Source organism: Phytohabitans houttuyneae (genome assembly GCF_011764425.1).
Classification (GTDB): domain Bacteria; phylum Actinomycetota; class Actinomycetes; order Mycobacteriales; family Micromonosporaceae; genus Phytohabitans; species Phytohabitans houttuyneae.
The window spans coordinates 2,306,550-2,326,065 of sequence record NZ_BLPF01000001.1; the positions used below are offsets into that span (position 1 = coordinate 2,306,550).

15 protein-coding genes are annotated in these 19,516 nt (G+C 71.9%); 3 read left to right on the forward strand and 12 right to left on the reverse strand.

The features are described from left to right. Positions 1-35: 35 nt before the first annotated feature. A complete protein-coding gene (locus Phou_RS10120) occupies positions 36-587 on the forward strand; it encodes a GNAT family N-acetyltransferase (RefSeq protein ID WP_173055608.1) in 552 nt (183 codons plus the stop codon). Between the two features lie 9 nt (positions 588-596). Here Phou_RS10120 and Phou_RS10125 read toward each other — a convergent pair whose 3' ends face one another. The 4 genes from Phou_RS10125 to Phou_RS10140 form a co-directional block, all read right to left on the reverse strand. Next, positions 597-1,433 carry a carbohydrate ABC transporter permease gene (locus Phou_RS10125; RefSeq protein WP_173055610.1) on the reverse strand — a complete coding sequence of 279 codons (837 nt, stop codon included), beginning with the start codon at positions 1,431-1,433 and terminating at the stop codon, positions 597-599. Then, entirely contained in the window at positions 1,430-2,440 is a 1,011-nt protein-coding gene (locus Phou_RS10130) for a carbohydrate ABC transporter permease (RefSeq protein ID WP_173055612.1), read from the reverse strand. The genes Phou_RS10125 and Phou_RS10130 overlap by 4 nt, the downstream gene beginning before the upstream one ends. Next, positions 2,437-3,390 carry a sugar ABC transporter substrate-binding protein gene (locus Phou_RS10135; protein ID WP_246273470.1) on the reverse strand — a complete coding sequence of 318 codons (954 nt, stop codon included), beginning with the start codon at positions 3,388-3,390 and terminating at the stop codon, positions 2,437-2,439. Before Phou_RS10135 ends, Phou_RS10130 begins: the two co-directional genes overlap by 4 nt. A 298-nt stretch (positions 3,391-3,688) precedes the next feature. Beyond that, entirely contained in the window at positions 3,689-4,660 is a 972-nt protein-coding gene (locus Phou_RS10140) for a substrate-binding domain-containing protein (RefSeq protein WP_173055614.1), read from the reverse strand. Between the two features lie 131 nt (positions 4,661-4,791). Here Phou_RS10140 and Phou_RS10145 point away from each other — a divergent pair, with 131 nt between their 5' ends. Further along, entirely contained in the window at positions 4,792-6,789 is a 1,998-nt protein-coding gene (locus Phou_RS10145) for an amylo-alpha-1,6-glucosidase (RefSeq protein WP_173055616.1), read from the forward strand. Between the two features lie 521 nt (positions 6,790-7,310). On the opposite strand, the gene dapB is transcribed toward Phou_RS10145, so the two are convergent. From dapB to Phou_RS10175, 6 genes are all read right to left on the reverse strand, one after another. After that, on the reverse strand, positions 7,311-8,072 hold the full coding sequence (dapB, locus tag Phou_RS10150) for a 4-hydroxy-tetrahydrodipicolinate reductase (protein WP_173055618.1): 762 nt from the start codon (positions 8,070-8,072) through the stop codon (positions 7,311-7,313). A 30-nt stretch (positions 8,073-8,102) separates the two neighbouring features. After that, positions 8,103-9,014, reverse strand: coding sequence for an acetylxylan esterase (locus tag Phou_RS10155; RefSeq protein ID WP_173055620.1), 912 nt, complete (start codon positions 9,012-9,014; stop codon positions 8,103-8,105). A 79-nt stretch (positions 9,015-9,093) separates the two neighbouring features. Beyond that, positions 9,094-10,350, reverse strand: coding sequence for a M16 family metallopeptidase (locus Phou_RS10160; RefSeq protein WP_173055622.1), 1,257 nt, complete (start codon positions 10,348-10,350; stop codon positions 9,094-9,096). Beyond that, positions 10,350-12,704, reverse strand: coding sequence for a polyribonucleotide nucleotidyltransferase (locus Phou_RS10165; RefSeq protein ID WP_173055624.1), 2,355 nt, complete (start codon positions 12,702-12,704; stop codon positions 10,350-10,352). Before Phou_RS10165 ends, Phou_RS10160 begins: the two co-directional genes overlap by 1 nt. A 190-nt stretch (positions 12,705-12,894) precedes the next feature. Further along, positions 12,895-13,164: a 30S ribosomal protein S15 gene (rpsO, locus tag Phou_RS10170; RefSeq protein ID WP_173042930.1), complete on the reverse strand. Its 270-nt coding sequence runs from the start codon at positions 13,162-13,164 to the stop codon at positions 12,895-12,897. Between the two features lie 111 nt (positions 13,165-13,275). After that, a complete protein-coding gene (locus tag Phou_RS10175; protein WP_173055626.1) occupies positions 13,276-14,202 on the reverse strand; it encodes a bifunctional riboflavin kinase/FAD synthetase in 927 nt (308 codons plus the stop codon). A gap of 74 nt (positions 14,203-14,276) precedes the next feature. Between Phou_RS10175 and Phou_RS10180 the strand changes: the two genes are divergently transcribed. Beyond that, complete coding sequence (locus Phou_RS10180) at positions 14,277-17,273, forward strand: NACHT domain-containing protein (RefSeq protein ID WP_173055629.1); 2,997 nt, start codon at positions 14,277-14,279, stop codon at positions 17,271-17,273. On the opposite strand, the gene truB is transcribed toward Phou_RS10180, so the two are convergent. Both truB and Phou_RS10190 read right to left on the reverse strand, forming a co-directional pair. Then, entirely contained in the window at positions 17,260-18,144 is an 885-nt protein-coding gene (gene truB / locus Phou_RS10185) for a tRNA pseudouridine(55) synthase TruB (protein WP_173055631.1), read from the reverse strand. The two genes, Phou_RS10180 and truB, sit on opposite strands and share 14 nt — an antisense overlap. A gap of 35 nt (positions 18,145-18,179) precedes the next feature. Continuing rightward, entirely contained in the window at positions 18,180-19,481 is a 1,302-nt protein-coding gene (locus Phou_RS10190) for an MATE family efflux transporter (RefSeq protein WP_173055633.1), read from the reverse strand. Positions 19,482-19,516: the final 35 nt, after the last annotated feature.

The window sequence follows — 19,516 nt, forward strand, 5'->3', positions numbered from 1 at the left end:
AGCGGCCGTTACCCACCTCCGTAGGCTGGTCACTCATGGCCACGGGGTTCGTCCGGCCGGCCCGTCCCGAGGACGCCGGCGAGATCGCACGCATCCAGCTCTCGACCTGGCGGACGGCGTACCGCAAGGTGCTGCCCGCCCGCGCGCTCGACCGGCTCGACGAGGCGTGGATCGCCGAGCAGTGGCGCGCCGCGATCGAGGCGCCGCCGTCGGCGCGGCACCGGGTGCTGGTCGCGTTCGAGCAGGCGGAGACCACCTACCTGGTCGGTTTCGCCGCCTCGGGCCCGGCCGACGAGCAGGCGCTGGCCCCCGACGAGCCGCCCTTGGGCGCGGACGTCGCCGCCTTCACCGACCTGCTTGTCGAGCCGCGCTGGGGACGCCGCGGCCACGGCAGCCGCCTGCTGGCGGCGAGCGTCGACCTGTGGCGCGAAGACACCCTGGCGACCGCGGTGGCCTGGGTCTACGACGGCGACCCGGCCACCCGCAAGTTTCTCGGCTCGGCCGGCTGGGAGCCTGACGGCGCCACCCGCGCGCTCGACGTCGACGACCAGCTCATCCCCCAGCACCGCCTCCACACGAGCCTCTGACGAGATCCCTCAGCCCTTCTCGGCGCCTTCCGTCGCGCCGCGGACGAAGTAGCGCTGGAAGATCACGAAGATGATGGCGACCGGGATCGTGGCCAGCAGGGCCGCGCCGAGCTTCAGCGGGTACTGCGTGCCCGTGCCCAGCGAGCCGCTGACCAGGTCGGCCAGGCCGCGCGGGAGGGTGAAGAGGTCGGGGTCCTGTACGGCGACGAGGGTGTGCGGAAACTCGTTCCACGAGCCCTGGAACGACAGGATCGTCAGCGTGATCAGCGCCGGCCTGGCCATCGGCAGCACCACCGACCAGTACGTGCGGAAGACGCTCGCGCCGTCGATGCGCGCCGCCTCCTCCATGCTGGCCGGCACCGACTCGAAGAACTGCTTCATGATGAACACGCCGGCCGCGTCCACGATGATCGGCAGGATCAGCGCCGTGTAGCTGTCGTAGATGCCCAGCTGGTTGAGCACGAGAAACTTGGGGATCAGCAGCACGACGCCGGGCACCGCCATCACCGCGATGACGCCCGCGAAGATCGCCCGCCGGCCACCGAAGCGCAGGCGGGCCAGCGCGTAGCCGGCCAGCGAGTCGAAGAACACGCGGCCGACGGTGAGCACGACGGTGACGAGCAGCGAGTTGCCCAGCCAGAGGGGGAAGTTGGTGCCCTCGAAGATCCGTTCGAAGCCGGCGAACGAGACCGGGTTGGGCACCGGCGAGAGCGGGTTGTCCGCCGCGTCCGGTTCGGTCTTGAAGGAGTTGGCCAGCTGGATCACGAAGGGGTACAGGAAGACCAGCGCGAAGAAGATCAGGATGGAGTACCCGACGAACGTGTTGACGAGCCCGCGCGGCTTCACGACGACCTCCGCTCGCGCAGCAGCCACCGCTGCAGCAGTGTCATCGCCACGATGATGAGAAACAGCACGAAGGAGATCGCCGCGCCCCGGCCGTACTCGAAGTCCTTGAAAGCCGTGCGGTACGACAGGAACGCCGGCGTCAGCGTGGTCTTCGCCGGGTTGCCCTGGCTCATCACGTAGATCTGGTCGAAGACCTGCCAGGTGCCGATCAGCCCCAGGGTGAGCACCAGGAAGAGGGTCGGCCGCAGCATCGGGAGCGTGACGTACCGCAGCCGCTGCCACGAGTTGGCCCCGTCGATGAGGCTTGCCTCCTCCACCTGCTGCGGCATCTGCTGCAGGGCGGCGAGAAACATCAGCATGAACGTGCCGGACGTGGTCCACACGACCAACGCGATGATCGCGCACATCGCCACGCTCGGGCCGGAAAGCCAGTCCCACCAGGTGAGGCCCAGCACGCCGTGGTTCGAAAGGGCACCGGGCGCGCTGTTGACGCCCACGGTGTCCAGCAGCAGGTGGATGAGGCCGCGCGAGTCGTCGAACCACACCGGCCCGTCGATACCCACCCCGGCGAGCAGCGCGTTGACCGCGCCGGAGTTGGCGAAGATGAACAGGAACACCACGCTGATCGCCACCGAGCTGGTGACCGACGGGAAGTAGAACGCGGTGCGGAAGAAGCTCTTGCCCTTGAGCATCCGCTGGTTGACCACGAGCGCGAGGCCGAGCGCCAGCGCCGTCTGTACCGGCACGACGAGCGCCACGTAGTACAGGTTGTTGCGGATGCTCGTCATGAAGTCCTGGCGGGGCAGGCCGTCCTCAGTGAACAGCGACGTGTAGTTGTCGCCGCCCACGAAGGGCACACCGGACCGGAACGGGCTGCCTTGCCCGTTCCAGCCGGTCAGGCTCACCCACAGCGCCATCACGATGGGCAGCAGCAGGAAGACGCCCAGGATCAGCACCACGGGGGCGACGAAGAGCCACCCCGCCAGGGTTTCGTTGCGCGTTCTCATTGCCCAAGTGCCGACTCGGTGTTCTTCTGCACCCGGGTCAGCAGCGCCTTGGGGTCACCGCTCGCCAGGCCCTGCAGCCCGGTGTCGAAGTCGGCGAGCACGCTGTCCATCTTGGGCGCGTTGACCGGACCCTGCGCGTAGGCGGCGCCGTCGATGAACGCCTTGTCCGCCGGGTACTCCTGGGTGAACTGGCCGCCGGCGGACTGGCGGGACGGCATCACGCCGAACGCCTTGGCGTACGCCATCTGCTGCTCGGCCGTGGTCATCGCCTCGACGAACTTGACCGCCGCGTCCTTGTTCTTGCTCTTCGCCGCGATGCCCCAGCAGTTGGTGAACGACAGCGTGCCCTGGCCCTTGGGGCCGGCGGGGAGGGGGTGCGCGGTGTACTTCACGTTCGGGAAGTCGGCCTGCAGCGCTCCCTTGATCCAGTTGCCTTCGATGGTCATCGCCGCCTTGCCCTTGCCGAACGCCTCGCCCGCCCAACCGGCGTCCAGCGCCTTCGGGTACTGGGCGTACTTGTTCTTCAGCAGCCCCTGGACGTACTGCAGGGCCTGGAGGTTTTCCGGGCTGTCGGCGGTGGCCGTCTTGCCGTCGGCGCTGGTGATCCAGCCGCCGGCCTGCACCATGAACGCGCCGATGCGGTCACGCGTGTCGCCGAGCGCCAGCGGTACCGTGCCGCTGGTCTTGATCTTCTGGGAGACGGCGGTGAGCTGGTCCCACGTGGTGGGGATGTCCGCCTCGGTGAGGCCGGCCTTGCTCCACAGGTCGGTGTTGACCACGAGGGCGAGGGTGGAAAAGTCTTTGGGCGCGCAGTAGAGCTTGCCGTCGTACGTGAACGTGGTGCGCAGGCTCTCGTAGAAGTCGTCCGGGTTACTGATCTTGTCGCCGTACGGCTCCAGCGCGCCCACGCTCGCGTAGTCGGCGAAGCGGCCGGCGTCCACATAGAACACGTCGGGCGGGCTGTCCCCGCGAACGCCTGGCCGAGCTGCTGGGTCAGGTCCTGCGCCGGCGTGACGGTGGCGGTGTTGCCGGACGAGCTGGCCCACTTCGCCGCGGCCTCCTGCACGGCGGTGGTCTCGGCCTGCCCGGACGAGCCGATGAGGATCTGCAGCGAGACCGGCCCGGACTGCTGCTGGGTTTCCGAGGAGTCGTCGTCGAAGCCACTGCCACAAGCGGCGCCGGCCAGCACCGCGCCGGCCGCCATCGCGGCGAGAACTGTCCTACGTATGGGTTTCACGTCGGTCTCCTTCAGGCTGACTGCCGGATCACGAGGGAAGGTTGGAGGAGCACGGGACGCGGCGCGGTGCCCCCGTCGAGCACGCCGGCGAGAAGGTCGACACAGCGGGCGGCCGCCTCGGCGAGCGGCTGCGCGACGCTGGTGAGCCCGAGCACGCGGGCGACGGGCGTGTCGTCGAAGCCGGCGACCGCGACGCCGGGCGGCGCGACCGCGTAGGCTCCGGCGGCCAGCGAGTCGCTCGCGCACACCAGGGCGGTGGGTGGGTCCGATATGGACAGCAGGTCGCGAGCGGCCGCCTCGCCCTCGGCCACACCGTCCACTGTGGTGCGGTGGAGGTGGGCCTGCTCGCGCCCGACGGCGCCGGCCCAGCCGGAGCGGCGGTCGTCGCCGACGCCGGAGCCTTCCGGCCAGCCGATGAAGCCGATCCGCCGGTGTCCGGCCGCGAGCAGGTGCCGCGTGGCGGCGGCGGTGCCGGCCGCGCCGTCGACGTCGACCCAGGGGTGGCTGTCCTGCGCTCCCCAGGGGCGGCCGAACGTCACGAACGGCACGCCCCGCTCGGCCAGCCACGACGTGCGCACGTCGCCGTGGTGGGTGCTGGTGAGCACGAAGCCGTCCAGCTCGTACGTGGCGAGCAGGTCGTCGTAGGTGGCGATCTCGGCCTGGTCGTCGGCGGCGGCGTAGAGCAGGATGCGGTATCCCGCCGGAGCCGCCGCCTCGGTCAGCCCGTGCAGGAAACGGTCGAGGACCGAGCCGTTGATCCCGTCGTGGGTCGGCTCGATCCGCACGGCCAGCAGGTGCGACCGGCCTGTGCGCATGAGCCGGGCGGCCTGGTTGGCTCGGTAGCCGAGGACGGCGATCGCCTCGCGCACGCGCTCCCGCGTCTCCTCGCGGACCAGATGCGGGGTGTTGAGCACGTTGGAGACCGTCTGCCGGGACACGTTGGCGTGCGCGGCAACCGTAGCGATCGTCACCTTATCGGCCATTCGTACCTTCTATCCTCTTGAACGTTCAAAGCGGTGTAGGGCATGATTGGATCGTTCAAGTTTCTGGGTTGTTTCGCACTTTGCTCTGCGCAGGCCGATCTGTCAAGACTGAGCACAGGAGGTAGCCGCTCGTGCCGGATCGCAAGCTGCAACCGCTGCTACACGACCTCGTCACCACGACGGTGGCGCCGACGACCGTGCTCAGCGGGGGCGGTGGGCAGGTCAGCGGCACCGGCGTCGAAGGCGTCTTCCACGCCGACACCCGCGTGCTCGCCGAGGCCCGGCTGCTGGTCGACGGCCGCGAGCCGGACGCGATCGGGCACACGGCGGCCGGGCCGGGCGCCACCCGGTTCGTCTCGCTCGTGCGCTGGCTCGGCACCCGCATCGCCGACCCCACCGTGCGGATCGACCGGACCCGCCGGGTGCGGCCGGGCGGCGTGGCCGAGGAGATCGTGGTCTCCTCGACCGCCGACGTGCCCGTCCACGCCACCGTGACGCTCGACCTGGCCTGCGACCTCGCGCCGATGGACGTGGTCAAGTCCGGCGGCACGGCGGCGCGCCTCGCCCCGGTGGAGCCGCTGGTGTGGCGCGCCGACGGGGTGACGGTGCGGGTGACCGGCGACGGCGCCGTCGACGCCGAACGCCTCACCTGGAGCGTCGACCTTCCGACCCGCGGGAGCGTCACGCTGCGCTGGCAGATGGCCGTCGACGATCCACGCGCCATGGTCGCCGCGCCCTCCGGCCCGGTCGAGTGGTCCCGCCCCGAGGTCACCGCCGACGACCACCGCCTGGTCCGCCTGCTCGACCGCTCGCTCGACGACCTGGCCTCGCTGCGGCTGGCCGATGGCGGCGACACGTACCTGGGCGCGGGCGTGCCCTGGTTTCTCACGCTCTTCGGGCGGGACAGCATCTGGGCCGCGCGCATGCTGCTCCCGCTCGGCACCGAGCTGGCCGCCGGAACGCTACGGGTGCTCGCCCGGCGGCAGGGCGCCCGCGAGGACGACCGCTCCGGCGAGGCACCCGGCAAGATCATGCACGAGCTGCGCCGCCACGACACCCGCCACCAGGGCGAGCAGATCGAGCTTCCCGCGGCGTACTACGGGACTGTCGACGCCACCCCGCTCTGGGTCAGCCTGCTGCACGACGCCTGGCGGTGGGGCATGCCGGCCGAAGAGGTGGCCGCGCTGATCCCGCACGTCGAGGTGGCACTGGGTTGGCTGGGCACACACACCGACTTCGTGCGCTACGTGGACCGCAGCGGCCGCGGCCTGGCCAACCAGGGCTGGAAGGACTCCGGCGACGCGGTGCGCTTCCGCGACGGCCGCCACGCCGAGCCGCCGATCGCGCTGGCCGAGGTGCAGGGCTACACCTACCAGGCGGCCCTGCACGGCGCCGCGCTGCTGGACGCCTTCGACCGCCCCGGCGCCGACCGCTGGCGTGAGCACGCGGGGGCACTGGCCGAGCGCTTCCGCGCGCGGTACTGGGTGGACGGTCCACAGGGGACGTACCCGGCGCTGGCGCTGGACCGCGACGGCCGCCCGGTGGACGCGCTGACCAGCAACATCGGGCACCTGCTCGGCACCGGCCTGCTCACCGCCAAAGAGTCCACGGCGGTGGCCGAGGCACTCGCCTCCCCCGCCCTCTCCGGCGGCTTCGGGTTGCGCACGATGTCCACACAGGACGCCGGATACAGCCCGCTGTCGTACCACTGCGGCTCGATCTGGGCACACGACACCGCGATCGTGCTGGCCGGCCTGGCCCGCGAGGGCTTCGGGCCGGCGGCGGCGCGGCTCGCCGACGGCCTCCTGACGGCCGGCGAGGCGTTCGGCTACCGTCTCCCCGAGCTCTACGGCGGCGACGACCGTACCGACTTCGCCCGCCCGATGCCCTACCCCGCCGCCTGCCGCCCGCAAGCCTGGTCCGCGGCGGCCGCTGTCGTCGTGCTGCACGCCGCGCTCGGCATCTACCCCGACATCCCCGCCGGCCGCGTCACCCTCCGCCCGTCCCTCCCGCTGGGCGCCGTGCACGCCCGCGGCCTGCAAATCGCCAGCCACAGGGTGGAAGCCTCCGTCGACGCCGCCGGCCACGCCCGCCTGACCGGCCTCCCAACCAACCTGACAATCCATTAGCGGGCTACCGCGACGTCCGCGGTGTTCCGGTCGCTCAGCTTGTTTTGATCAAGGCTGTGGTCTGCTCTTTCTCGACAGGTGGCGAGCAAGGGCCGGGTTCGTGGCGCTGCTGCGGCGCAGCCACCGAACGAAGCTCGGCCGGTGATCCCGGCCGTTGTGGAGCGCCCGGGTGCGGCCAAGACCGTGATCAACCCGACGTCAGAGGCGGCCGCAGGCCCCGGGGTAAGGCTCGGGGGCCGCGGAGGGTGAGGCCGCGGGAGCAACGGTCTGGACCACGACGGGCATCGCGGTAGCTCGGATCTGTTTTGGGTTGCCCTCACAAGAGCGCCGACGGCCCTGGGTGCGTGCTCAGGAGGCGGAGGCGACCTTCCACAGATGGCCGTCGGGGTCGGCCAGCGACGACGAGCCCTCGCGAGGGTGAGCAGCGCAAACCGGGGATGTCCTGCGTTACCGTCCCGCCCGGGCCGTCGGCGTAGAAGGTCTTCGCCCGCCGCGCATGATCGTGGTTACCGCGAACGACATCAGCTGTCCAGAAGCGGGGCCAGCCCGACCGTCAGGCCGGGGTGCTCGCGCACGTAGCGGACGGCCAGCAGCACGCCGGGCATGAAGGACGCCCGGTCGTACGAGTCGTGGCGGATCGTCAGCGTCTCGCCCGTCGTGCCGAACAGCACCTCCTGGTGGGCGACCAGGCCGGCCGCGCGCACCGAGTGGACGCGGACACCGTCGAGGTCGGCACCGCGCGCGCCGGCCACCTCGTCCTTGGTGGCGTCGGGCATGGCGGCCAGGCCGGCGGCGGCCCGCGCCTCGGCCACCAGGCGGGCGGTGTGGCTGGCGGTACCGCTCGGCGCGTCCACCTTGCCCGGGTGGTGCTGCTCGATGATCTCGACGGACTGGAAGTAGCGGGCGGCGCGGGCGGCGAACTCCATCATCAGCACCGCGCCGACGCCGAAGTTGGGCGCGATGACCACGCCGACCTCGGGCTTGTGCTGAAGCCAGGCGCGCACCCGCTCCAGGCGCTGCTCGGTGAAGCCGCTCGTGCCCACCACGCAGTTGATGCCCTGGTCGATGCACCAGTGCAGGTGGTCCATCACCACGTCGGGGTTGGTGAAGTCGACGACGACCTCCGCACCCGCGTCCGAGGCGTTGAACAGCCAGTCGCCCTGGTCGATCATCGCGACCAGCTCGAGGTCGTCCGCGCCGTCGACGGCCTTGCAGACCTCCACGCCCATGCGGCCGCGGGCGCCGAGCACGCCGACACGGATGGGTTCGGGCTTCTCACTCACGGGGAGAAACTTAACCCACGACGGCACACCTCACGCGAAGAAGGCCGCCAGCTCACGGTCGCGTGCCGCGCGCTCGGTGGACTCGGTCGGGTACGGCATGTGTCCGGCGCTGAGCACGTAGAGCCGCTTCGGGCCGGCGAGGGCGTGGTAGACGGCGAACTGCCCGATCGGCGGTACGGCCGGGTCGCGGCGGGCCACCGAGACGAACGTCGGGATGCGGATGCGGGTCGCGGCGGTCGCGGCGTCGAAGTAGCCGAGCACGTCGCGTACCTGCGGCTCGCGCGCCACCAGCCGCCGCACCGCCTCTCCGCTCCCGGTGCAGGGCACGGCCAGCCGCAGCGGGTGGTGGCCGAAGCTGGGCAGGTAGAAGTGGGCGCGGCGGAAGCGGTCGTCCCACGGCAGGGCCAGCGCGCCGATGCCGCCACCGAAGCTGCCGCCGTTGTAGTCCAGCCGCTCGATGCCCGGAAACCGCTCCAGCAGCACCGAGGCCGAGCGCCACACGTCGGCGGCGCAGAAGCGGTGCACGTACGTCTGGCGCGAGCCGATGCCGTGCAGCACGTGCTCGGCGGTCACCGGCGGGATCGTGGGTGACAGGCTGCGCGGCAGTCCCGGCGCACACGGGAAGATCTTCGCGGCCGAGGGCGCCGGCGCGTACTCGTCGGGGCCGTCCGGGCGGCCCTGGTAGCCGTGGCTCACCACCATGCCGTGGGTCACGTCGGTGGTCCGCGGGTACGTGAGCCAGGCGAACGCCCGCTCGCCTGTGGACGAGTCGAACGTCAGCTCTTCGACCCGCCGGCCGAGGCGGGCGTCGTCGTACCGCCGGTGGACCCGCCAGCACAGTGGCGGTGTGGTCAGTTCCTCGCGCGTGGCGCGCCAGAACGCGTCGAAGTCGGCAGGCTCTGGCGGTGGTGCGGGAGGCTCGGGGAGGGGCCCGTCGCTCATCGCGATCTATGGTGCCGCCCCGCCACGAGTGGGCTCAAGGCCCTGATAGATAGACCACGATCAGGGCACCAAAATGCCCCTATACCGGCCCAATAACCGCCAGCGAGGTGGGTCGGGTCAGCAGATCGGTGGCAAGTGAGTTCACCTGGTCGAGGGTCACGGCGTCGACGCGGGCGAGCAGCTCGTCGACGGAAAGCACCCCGCCGTACAGCAGCTCGCCCTTGGCCAGCCGGCTCATCCGCGAGCCGGTGTCCTCAAGGCCCAGCACGTACGACCCCTTGGACATGCCCTTGCCGCGGGCCAGCTCCGCCTCGGTGAAGCCCTTCGCCGCCACCTCCGCCAGCTCGGCCCGGGTCAGCTCCAGCACCTCGTCGACCTTGCCCGGCGCGCAGCCGGCGTAGACCGCGAAGAGGCCGGTGTCCGCGTACTGGCTGGAGTACGAGTAGACCGAGTACGCCAGGCCACGCTTTTCCCGGATCTCCTGGAACAGGCGGCTGGACATGCCGCCGCCGAGCACGTTGTTGAGCACGCCGAGCGCGAACCGCCGCTCGTCGAGCCGCCCGATGCCGGGGCAGCCGAGCACGAGGTGCGCCTGCTCGGTGTCCTTACCGCGTACCACGGTGTCCGGCGCCTGTGTCGGGACGGCGGCCACCGGCCGCAGCGGCGACGGCGTGCCCCCACCGGCCAGGTCGAGGTTGCTCCGCACCAGCTCGACCACGACGTCGTGGTCGAGGTTGCCGGCGGCGGCGACCACAATGGACGGTGCCAGGTACCGGTCGTGGTAGAAGCCCTCGATCTGCGCGCGGGTCATCGGCGCGATCGTCTCGGCGGTGCCGGAGATCAGCCGGCCCAGCGGGTGCGCGCCGTAGACGGCCTCGGCGAAGACGTCGTGCACCTCGTCGCCGGGCTCGTCGTCGTGCATGGCGATCTCTTCGAGGATCACGCCGCGCTCGGTCTCCACGTCGGCCGCATCCAGCACCGAGTGGGAGACCAGGTCGCACATCACGTCGATGGCGAGCGGCAGGTCCTCGTCGAGGACCCGCGCGTAGTAGCAGGTGTACTCCTTGGTGGTGAACGCGTTGGTCTCGCCGCCCACCGCCTCGATCTGGGCCGAGATGTCCAGCGCGCTGCGCCGCTCGGTGCCCTTGAAGAGCAGGTGCTCCAGGAAGTGCGACACGCCGGCCTGCTCGGGTGCCTCGTCGCGGGAGCCGATGCCGACCCACACGCCGAACGAGACGCTCCGCATCGACGGGATCGCCTCGGTCAGCACCCTAAGGCCCGAGGGCAGCACGGTACGTCGTACCGTACTGCCCCCGTCCCTGTTGTCCAGCGTCATCAGCGGCGGTGCCGGCGCCGGCGTGGGCCGCCTTCGCTGTCGCCCTCACCCTCGCGCTCGCCGCGGCTCGGGCCACGGTCGCCGCCGTCGCGGTCACCGCGGTCGCGCGGACCCCGGTCGCCACCGCGAGCCGGCGGCCGGTCGCCACCGTCGGCCTCGGCCGGGGCCTCTTCGCCCTCGGCGCGCACCTTGTCCAGGTAGATCTTGCCGCGCTGGTCGATGTCGGCGATCTGCACCTCGACCTTGTCACCGACGTTGAGGTAGTCCTCGACCTTTTCGACCCGCTTGCCGTTGCCCACCTTGGAGATGTGCAGCAGGCCGTCGCGGCCGGGCAGCAGCGAGATGAACGCGCCGAACGCGGCCGTCTTCACCACCGTGCCGAGGAACTTGTCGCCCACCTTGGGCAGCGTCGGGTTGGCGATCGCGTTGATCCGCTCGACGGCGGCCTCGGCCGAGGGGCCGTTGGTCGCGCCGACGTAGATCGTGCCGTCGTCCTCGATGGAGATCTCGGCGCCGGTCTCGTCCTGGATCGCGTTGATCGTCTGGCCCTTCGGCCCGATCACCATGCCGATCTTGTCAACCGGGATCTTGACGGTGGTGACCCGCGGCGCGTACTCGGACATCGTGGCCGGCGCCTCGATGGCCTCCTGCATCACGTCGAGGATCGTCTGCCGCGCGTCGTGGGCCTGCTGCAGCGCGGCGGCAAGCACGTCGGACGGGATGCCGTCGAGCTTGGTGTCGAGCTGGAGCGCGGTCACGAACTCCCGCGTGCCGGCGACCTTGAAGTCCATGTCGCCGTACGCGTCCTCGGCGCCGAGGATGTCGGTGAGGCTCACGTACTGCGTCTTGCCCTCGACCTCGTCCGAGATCAGACCCATCGCGATGCCCGCGACCGGCGCCTTGAGCGGCACGCCGGCGGACAGCAGCGACATGGTCGAGGCGCAGACCGAACCCATCGAGGTCGAACCGTTGGACCCGAGGGCCTCGGAGACCTGGCGGATCGCGTACGGGAACTCCTCGCGGCTGGGCAGCACCGGGATCAGCGCCCGCTCGGCCAGCGCGCCGTGGCCGATCTCGCGGCGCTTGGGGGCGCCGACGCGGCCGGTCTCACCCGTCGAGTACGGCGGGAAGTTGTAGTTGTGCATGTAGCGCTTGTGCTTTTCCGGCGACAGCGTGTCGAGCTGCTGCTCCATGCGGAGCATGTTGAGCGTGGTGACGCCGAGGATCTGCGTCTCGCCCCGCTCGAACAGCGCCGAGCCGTGCACCCGAGGCAGCACCTCGGTCTCGGCGGTCAGCGGCCGGATGTCGCGCGGGCCGCGGCCGTCGATGCGCACCTGGTCGCGGAGCACGCGGGTGCGCACCTCCGACTTGACCAGCGAGCGGAACGCCGGGGAGATCTCCTTCTCCCGGCCTTCGTACTGCGGGGCGACGACCTCGAACGCCTTGTCCTTGATGCGGTCGAGGGCCTCCTCGCGCTCCGCCTTGCCGGCGATCTTCAGCGCTTCGGTGACCTCACCGCGGACCGCGCTGGAGACCGTCTCGAAGACGTCGTCCTGGTAGTCGAGGAAGACCGGGAACTCGGCGACCGGCTTGGCGGCCGACTCGGCGATCTCGCTCTGCGCGCGGCACAGCTCGCGGATCGCCGGCTTGGACGCCTCGAGGCCACCCGCGACGACCTCTTCGGTCGGGGCGGTGCCGCCAGCCGCGACAAGGCCGACCGTGTGCTCGGTGGCCTCCGCCTCGACCATCATGATCGCGACGTCGCCGTCGGGCAGGACCCGGCCGGCGACGACCATGTCGAACGTGGCCCGCGCCAGCTCCTCGTGGGTCGGGAACGCCACCCACTGGCCGTCGACGTGCGCCATCCGCGTAGCACCGATCGGGCCGGAGAACGGCAGGCCGGAGAGCTTGGTGGACAGCGAGGCGGCGTTGATCGCCACCACGTCGTACGGGTGGGCCGGGTCGAGCGCCAGGACCGTCTCGACGACCTGGACCTCGTTGCGCAGGCCCTTGACGAAGCTCGGGCGCAGCGGCCGGTCGATCAGGCGGCACGTGAGGATCGCGTCCTCGCTGGGCCGGCCCTCGCGCCGGAAGAACGAGCCGGGGATCCGACCCGCCGCGTACATGCGCTCTTCGACGTCGACCGTCAGCGGGAAGAAGTCGTACTGCTCCTTCGGCTGCTTGCTCGCGGTCGTCGCGGAGAGGACGACGGTGTCGCCGAGCTGGGCGATCACCGAGCCGGCGGCCTGCTTGGCCAGCCGGCCGGTGGAGAAGGTGATCTCACGGGTGCCGAACGACCCGTTGTCGATCACTGCGGTGCTTTTCTGGTTGCCGAGGCTGTTGTGCTCGGTCATGTTCTGGACGCACTCCTCTTCGATCGTGGGGGCCACAACCGTGGGAGCTGCTCAGACGGGCCGGTCTTCGATCGAAGCGCCCGGGGCCGGCGTGCGGCGGCCCGGGGGCCACTACCGAGGACCGGTGCGTCGATCCGCTCCCGGGCCCCTCTTGTGGTGAGGGAGCGACTCGCGCCGCTCCCCCGTCAGTTCACCGCCGCAAACCGAGCCGTTCGATGATCGACCGGTAGCGGTTGATGTCCTTCTTCGCCATGTAGTTCAGGAGGCGGCGGCGACGACCCACCAGAAGCAGCAGACCACGACGGCTGTGGTGGTCGTGCTTGTGCACCTTGAGGTGCTCGGTGAGCTCGGCGATCCGCTTGGTGAGCACCGCGACCTGCACTTCCGGGGAACCGGTGTCCCCCTCGACAGTCGCGTACTCTTCCCTGATCTTGGCCTTTGCTTGCTGGTCGAGCGCCATTTTCTCCCTGTTCTGTGGGCTTGTCCCAGTCCGGGCCCGCGGCGTCGTGCAGGCACACCGAACAGAACGTCGTAACACGACGTCCCGGTAACACTACCAGCCCGTGGGACGCTACTTGCGGAGCAGTGTCCGGGTCTGGGCCACATCCTCCTTGATCTGGGCAATCAAGGGCTCGACCCCGTCGTACTTCACCTGGCCGCGCAGGTTGGCGACAAGATCAAGGCCGAGGCGCTCGCCGTAGAGGTCGCCGTCGAAGTCCAGGATGTGCGCCTCCACCCGCCGGTCCTCACCCGAAAAGGTGGGGTTGGTGCCGACCGAGGCCGCGGCCGGCAGGCGCTCACTGCCGCGGATCACCCATCCGGCGTACACGCCGTCGGCCGGCACCGCCGTGTGAGTGCCGGTGAGGAAGTTGGCGGTGGGGAAGCCGAGCTGGCGGCCACGCTGGTCGCCCCGGACGATCACACCCTCCACCCGGTGCGGGCGGCCGAGCGCCTCGGCGGCCGCGGCCACGTCGCCGGCGGCCACGCAGGCCCGGATGTAGGTCGAGGAGAAGACCGTGTGACCGCTGGCCACGAGCGGCGAGTCCTCCACCGCGAAGCCCCACCGGCGGCCCAGCTCGCGCAGCAGCGCCCCGTCGCCGGCCGCCTTGTGGCCGAAGCGGAAGTTGTCACCCACGACGACCGCGGCCGCGTGCAGGTGCTCCACAAGCACGTCGTGGACGAACGCCTCGGGCGAGAGCCGGGAGAACTCCAGCGTGAACGGCACCACGCACAGCACGTCGACGTCCAGCTCGGCGATCAGCTCCGCCTTGCGCCGCGGCTCGGTGAGCACCGCGGGGTGGGTGCCCGGCCGGACCACCTCGGACGGGTGCGGGTCGAAGGTCAACACCACCGCCTGGAGGCCGGCCTCACGGGCCCGCTTCACCGCGTGCCCGATGGTCGCCTGGTGTCCCCTGTGGACACCGTCGAACACGCCGATCGTGACCACCGAACGCCCGAACCCGCTGGGCACCGCGTTGTACCCCCGCCACCTCTCCATGCCGACAGCTTAGGCCGGATGGTGCCGCCACCAGCGCGTGTGCGTCATCACTGTGTCTGTGGCACCCTCGGCGCGTGCCCGGTCTTGAGCTTGCCGCGATTTCCCTCGGCGCGGCGGTGGCGCGAGCCGCCTGCGGCGTCTGGCTCGGCGACCACCGGATGGCGGCCGAAGGCGGCGCCAGCGTGATCGACCAGGCGGCCGAGCGGCTGACCAGCGCCCGCGAGCGGCGCCGCTTCCACCGCATCTGGGAGGAGGCCGCCGAGCTGGTCGCCGAGCGCCTGCTCGCCCTCCGGGAGCTGCGCGACCTGCCGCCCAACGAGCAGGAGGCGGCGATCCTGGCCGTGCGCGAGACGTTCGAGAAGGCCGCGCTCACCGAGGAGGACCTGTTCAAGCAGGACCTCGACGCCGGCTACCTGGACCGCTACCTGCGCGCCCAGGATCCCGGGCGACCGGTCCGCGCGGGGCTCGCGGAGGGCGCGGTACGGCTGTACGACCTGGTGCTGCGCGAGTGCGCGGCGTACGCGATCGAGGCCGCGCACGCCTTGCCCGGCGCCGGGCTCGCCGGGATGGCCGAGCTGCTGCGCCGCGACCGTCAGATCCTCGACGAGATCGGCGCCGTGCTGGAGCGCCTGCCCGAGCGGCGCGGACCGCACGACTTCGAGCGCGACTACTGCCAGCTCGTGGCCAACCGGCTCGACCAGGTGGAGTTCTTCGGCGTGACGCTCTCCGAGTCCAGCCGGCGCTACCCGCTCTCGGTCGCGTACCTCAGCCTGACCGCGCGGGCCGCGCGGGCGCCGGACGACCTGCTCGCCGCCGACCAGGTCGAGCGGGTACTGGCCCGGTCCGACCGGCTCTTCATCCGCGGCCAGGCCGGCACCGGCAAGACCACGCTGCTGCACTGGATCGCCGTGCACAGCGCCCGTGACTCCTTTCCGGACCGGCTCGCCGCCTGGAACGGCACCGTGCCGTTCTTCCTGCCCCTGCGCCGGTACGTCTCCTCCGAGCTGCCCGGGCCCGAGGCGTTCCTGCAGGAGGTCGGCCGGCACATCGCGCTGGAAATGGCGCCGGGCTGGGTGCATCGGCAGCTGCGCACCGGCCGCGCGATCGTGCTGCTCGACGGCGTGGACGAGCTGGCCGAGACCCGCCGAGACGAGGTCAAGCGCTGGCTGACCGACCTCATCGCCGCGTTTCCGCGGGCCCGCTACGTGGTCACCTCCAGGCCGGCGGCGACGCCCGAGGACTGGCTGGCCGCGGCCGGCTTCCTGGCCGCGGAGCTCGAGCCGATGACCCCCACGCAGGTACGGGCGTTCACGCACCGCTGGCACGAGGCGATCCGCAGCGGATGCACCACCGAGCCGGAGCGCGCCGAGGTCGTCGAGCAGGAGGAAGGGCTGCTCAACGCCCTCGACCACCACCGGCACCTGCGCCAGCTCGCCGGGTACCCGCTGCTGTGCGCGCTCCTCTGCGCCCTGCACCGGGACCGGCGCGGTCAGCTGCCCGGCAACCGCATGGAGCTGTACGAGATCGCGCTGCACATGCTCCTGGAGCGGCGCGACCGGGAACGCCGGGTCGAGACCCAGCCGGTGGTCGGGCGCACCGAGCAGATGCTGCTGCTCAGCGACCTCGCGTACTGGCTGATCCGCAACGGCTGGTCGGACGCCGCGCGGGCCGACGCGATCGACCGGCTGGCCGCGAAGCTGCGGGCGATGCCCCAGGTCAAGGCCGAGCCGGCGCAGGTCTACCGGGTCCTGCTGGAGCGCACCGGCCTGCTGCGCGAGCAGGTCGAGGGCCGGGTGGACTTCGTGCACCGCTCGTTCGAGGAGTACCTCGCCGCCAAGCAGGCGGTCGACGAGGGCGACTTCGGCGTGCTGCAGGCGCACGCGCACGAGTCGCAGTGGCACGAGGTCGTGGTCATGGCCGCCGGTCACGCGAGCGCCGCGGGCCGGGAGGCGCTGCTCGGCGGCCTGCTGGCACGCGGTCGCGACCGCCAGACCCCGCGCGCCCACCGCGACCTGCTGAGCCTTGTCGCGCTCGCCTGCCTGGAGACCTCGCCGGAGCGCTCCCCCGAGCTGGAACAGAACATCCGCGACGCCACCGCCAAGCTTGTGCCGCCGCAGGGCGAGGCGGCGGCGCGGGCGCTCGGTCGCGCCGGACCGTTCGCGATCGACCTGCTGATGGCGTCCGTGCCCAACAACGAGTACGCCGAGGTGCTCACGATCGAGGCGGTACGCGAGTCCGGCGACCCGGCCGCGCTCCCGCTCCTGGCCCGCTTCGGCCCCGACACGCGGCACAGCGTCGTGGACGCGCTCGTGCGGGCCTGGCCGCACTTCGACCCGCAGGAGTACGCCGCACGCGTCCTGGCCGACTCACCGCTGCACGCCGGGGAGCTGACCGTCAACGACGCGCGCCTGCTGCCCGCACTGCGCTGGCTGCGCCGGCTGACCCACCTGACGGTGGCCACGGCATCGCCGGACGGGGTGGCCTTCGTCCGCGACCTGCCGGCCCTGCGGGCGCTGGAGGTCGCCGCGGCACCGGGACCGCTGGACCTTGCGCCCCTCGCCGGCCTGGCCGACCTCACGACGCTGGTCGTGGCCGGCGACGTGACGAACGTGCGCGTGCTGACCGAGCTGCCGCTGCGTGAGCTGGCGATCGGCGCGCCCGGCTTCTACCGCCTCGGCGGTGCCGAGCTGGCCGCGCTGCAGATGCTCACGCTCTACCACGTCGCCTCCGTCCAGCCGCTCGGCGCCGCGGTGCTGCCCGCGTTGACCCGGCTCGACCTCCACCTCGCGGACGGCTGGTCCGAGGAGGCGCTTCCGGTACCGGCGCGCCTGGACCGGCTCGCCCTGCACTTCGCGACCCCGCCGAACCTGCGCGCCCTTCGTGCGGTAACCGGCCCGGTGCTGGCCCTGCACCACCACGGCCGCGGACCGCTCGACCTCAGTGAGCTGGCCGGACGGGAAAACGTACGGGTGCACCTCTACCGCCGCAGCGCCGAGGTGCTCGGTGAGGCGACGCTCGGCGCGGGCAGCCTGGTGCGCAGCGCCTGGGAAGACGGCGTTACGAGCCGGTGAAGACCACCTCGGGGCGGGCGCGGCCCTCGCGTTCCCGCACGATCGCGAGCAGCGCGCCGTCCGGGGCGAAGACGGCGTAAGGGCCCTCGATCCCGGCCCGGTCCAGCGGCCCGCCGTGCGACAGCGTCTTCGCCTCGTCCACAGTGGCCTCCCGCGCCGTGAAGAACCGGCGGGCGGCGTCCGCGAGGGGCAGGTTGACCACCTCGGGTGCGACCTTCTCCAGCTCCTCCAATGTGGAGGACTCGGCGAGCGTGAAGCCGCCCACCGCGGTGCGCCGCAGCGCGGTCAGGTGCCCGCCCACCCCCAGGCCGGCGCCGAGGTCGCGGGCGATCGCCCGCACGTACGTGCCGGAGGAGCACGCCACCTCCACGTCGACGTCGACCAGGTCGGGAGCCGGCCGCCGGATCGCCAGGAGGTCGAGGCGCGAGATGGTCACCGGTCGGGCGGCGAGCGTGACCTGCTCGCCTTCGCGCACCCGCTTGTACGCCCGCTTGCCGTCGATCTTGATCGCACTGACCGCGCTCGGCACCTGCTCGATCTCGCCGGTGAGCGCGGCCAGCCCGCCGCGGATCGCGTCGTCGGTGACGTCGCCGGCGGGAGTGGTGGCCACGACCTCGCCTTCGGCGTCGTCGGTGACCGTGGTCTGCCCGAGCCGGATCGTGCCGGTGTAGCCCTTTGTCGAGCCGATCACGAACGTCAGCAGGCGCGTCGCCTTGCCCACGCCGATGACCAGCACGCCGGTCGCCATCGGGTCGAGCGTGCCGCCGTGCCCGACCCGCCGGGTGCGGGCCAGCCGCCGCACGCGGGCGACCACGTCGTGCGACGTCATGCCGCCGGCCTTGTCCACGATCACCAGACCGTCCACACTCACGGCCGCCAGCCTGCCAGACGGCGCCGCGGCCGGGCTCAGCGCACCGCGCCGACCACCGCCCACGCGCCGGAACGCATCCGCGCCAGCAAGGTGACCAGGCGCAACACGATGAAGAGGGACAGCCCGGCCCAGATGCCGCCCAGCCCGGCGTCCAGCGCGTAGGCGAGCCACACCACCGGCAGGAAGCCGCCCAGCGCGGCCAGGATCGTGACGTTGCGCAGGTAGCGGGCGTCGCCGGCGCCGATGAGCACGCCGTCGAGGGCGTACACGACGCCGGCCAGCGGCAGCAGCGCGACGAACCACGGCCACGCCACCATCGCCTGGTCGTGTACCGCCGGGTCGTTGCTGAACCAGCCCGGCACCACACCCGCGCCGGCCCCGATCACCACCGCGAAGCCGGCGCCGCACACGCCGCCGATCAGCGCGATCCGCTTCCCCAGGTCGCGCGCCTCGCGGTCGTGCCCGGCACCCAGCGCGGCGCCGACCAGCGACTGCGCGGCGATCGCCACCGCATCGAGCGCGAGCGCGCAGAAGAACCACAGCTGCACGGTGATCTGGTGCGCCGCGACCACCGCGGTGCCGAAGCGGGCGGCCACCGCGGTCGCGGACAGGAAACACGCCTGGAACGCCGAGCCGCGGATCAGCAGGTCGCGGCCGAGCACGAGCTGCTGGCCGATCACCGCGGGGCGCGGGCGCAGCGGCACCCGCTCGGCGACGAGAGCCCGCGCGAACAGCACGCCGGCGAGGGTCTGCGCCACCACGTTCGCAACGGCTGACCCGGTCAGGCCGAGGCCCGCCGGGTACACGAGGATCGGGCAGAGCACGGCGGAGAGCACGTTGGCGCCGAGCACGTAGAACAGCGGACGCCGGGTGTCCTGCACGCCGCGCATCCAGCCGTTGCCGGCGGCGGCGAGGAGCAGGCCCGGCGCGCCCAGCGCCGCGATCCGCAGCCAGTCCGCGGCGGCACCGGCCACCTCCGAGTCACCGCCGCCGAGGGCTCGGGCCAGCGGGCCGGCCGACACCTGCGCGACAACCGCCAGGGCGAGCCCGACGCCGAACGCGAGCCACGACGCCTGTACCCCCTCGGCCACCGCCGCGGCACGGTCGCCGGCACCGAAGCGGCGGGCGGAGCGGCCGGTCGTGCCGTAGGCCATCACCGTGCCGAGCCACGCGGCCACCGACATCACGGTGCCGCCGATCGCGACCGCGGCCAGCGGGACGCTGCCCAGGTGGCCCACGACCGCGGTGTCGACGAGCACGTAGAGCGGCTCGGCGGCAAGCACGATCAGCGCGGGCCAGGCGAGGGCGGCGATGCGGCGCAGGGAGTACGGAGCCATCGCCCGCCATCCTGACACCCGTCGCGTAATGACCG

Bases quoted from the DNA above. Each gene is read 5' to 3' on its own strand.
- Phou_RS10120 (WP_173055608.1), top strand. From the start codon at position 36: ATGGCCACGGGGTTCGTCCGGCCGGCCCGTCCCGAGGACGCCGGCGAG.
- Phou_RS10130 (WP_173055612.1), bottom strand. From the start codon at position 2,440: ATGAGAACGCGCAACGAAACCCTGGCGGGGTGGCTCTTCGTCGCCCCC.
- Phou_RS10140 (WP_173055614.1), bottom strand. From the start codon at position 4,660: ATGGCCGATAAGGTGACGATCGCTACGGTTGCCGCGCACGCCAACGTG.
- Phou_RS10155 (WP_173055620.1), bottom strand. From the start codon at position 9,014: ATGAGCGACGGGCCCCTCCCCGAGCCTCCCGCACCACCGCCAGAGCCT.
- Phou_RS10160 (WP_173055622.1), bottom strand. From the start codon at position 10,350: ATGACGCTGGACAACAGGGACGGGGGCAGTACGGTACGACGTACCGTG.
- Phou_RS10165 (WP_173055624.1), bottom strand. From the start codon at position 12,704: ATGACCGAGCACAACAGCCTCGGCAACCAGAAAAGCACCGCAGTGATC.
- rpsO (WP_173042930.1), bottom strand. From the start codon at position 13,164: ATGGCGCTCGACCAGCAAGCAAAGGCCAAGATCAGGGAAGAGTACGCG.
- Phou_RS10175 (WP_173055626.1), bottom strand. From the start codon at position 14,202: ATGGAGAGGTGGCGGGGGTACAACGCGGTGCCCAGCGGGTTCGGGCGT.
- Phou_RS10190 (WP_173055633.1), bottom strand. From the start codon at position 19,481: ATGGCTCCGTACTCCCTGCGCCGCATCGCCGCCCTCGCCTGGCCCGCG.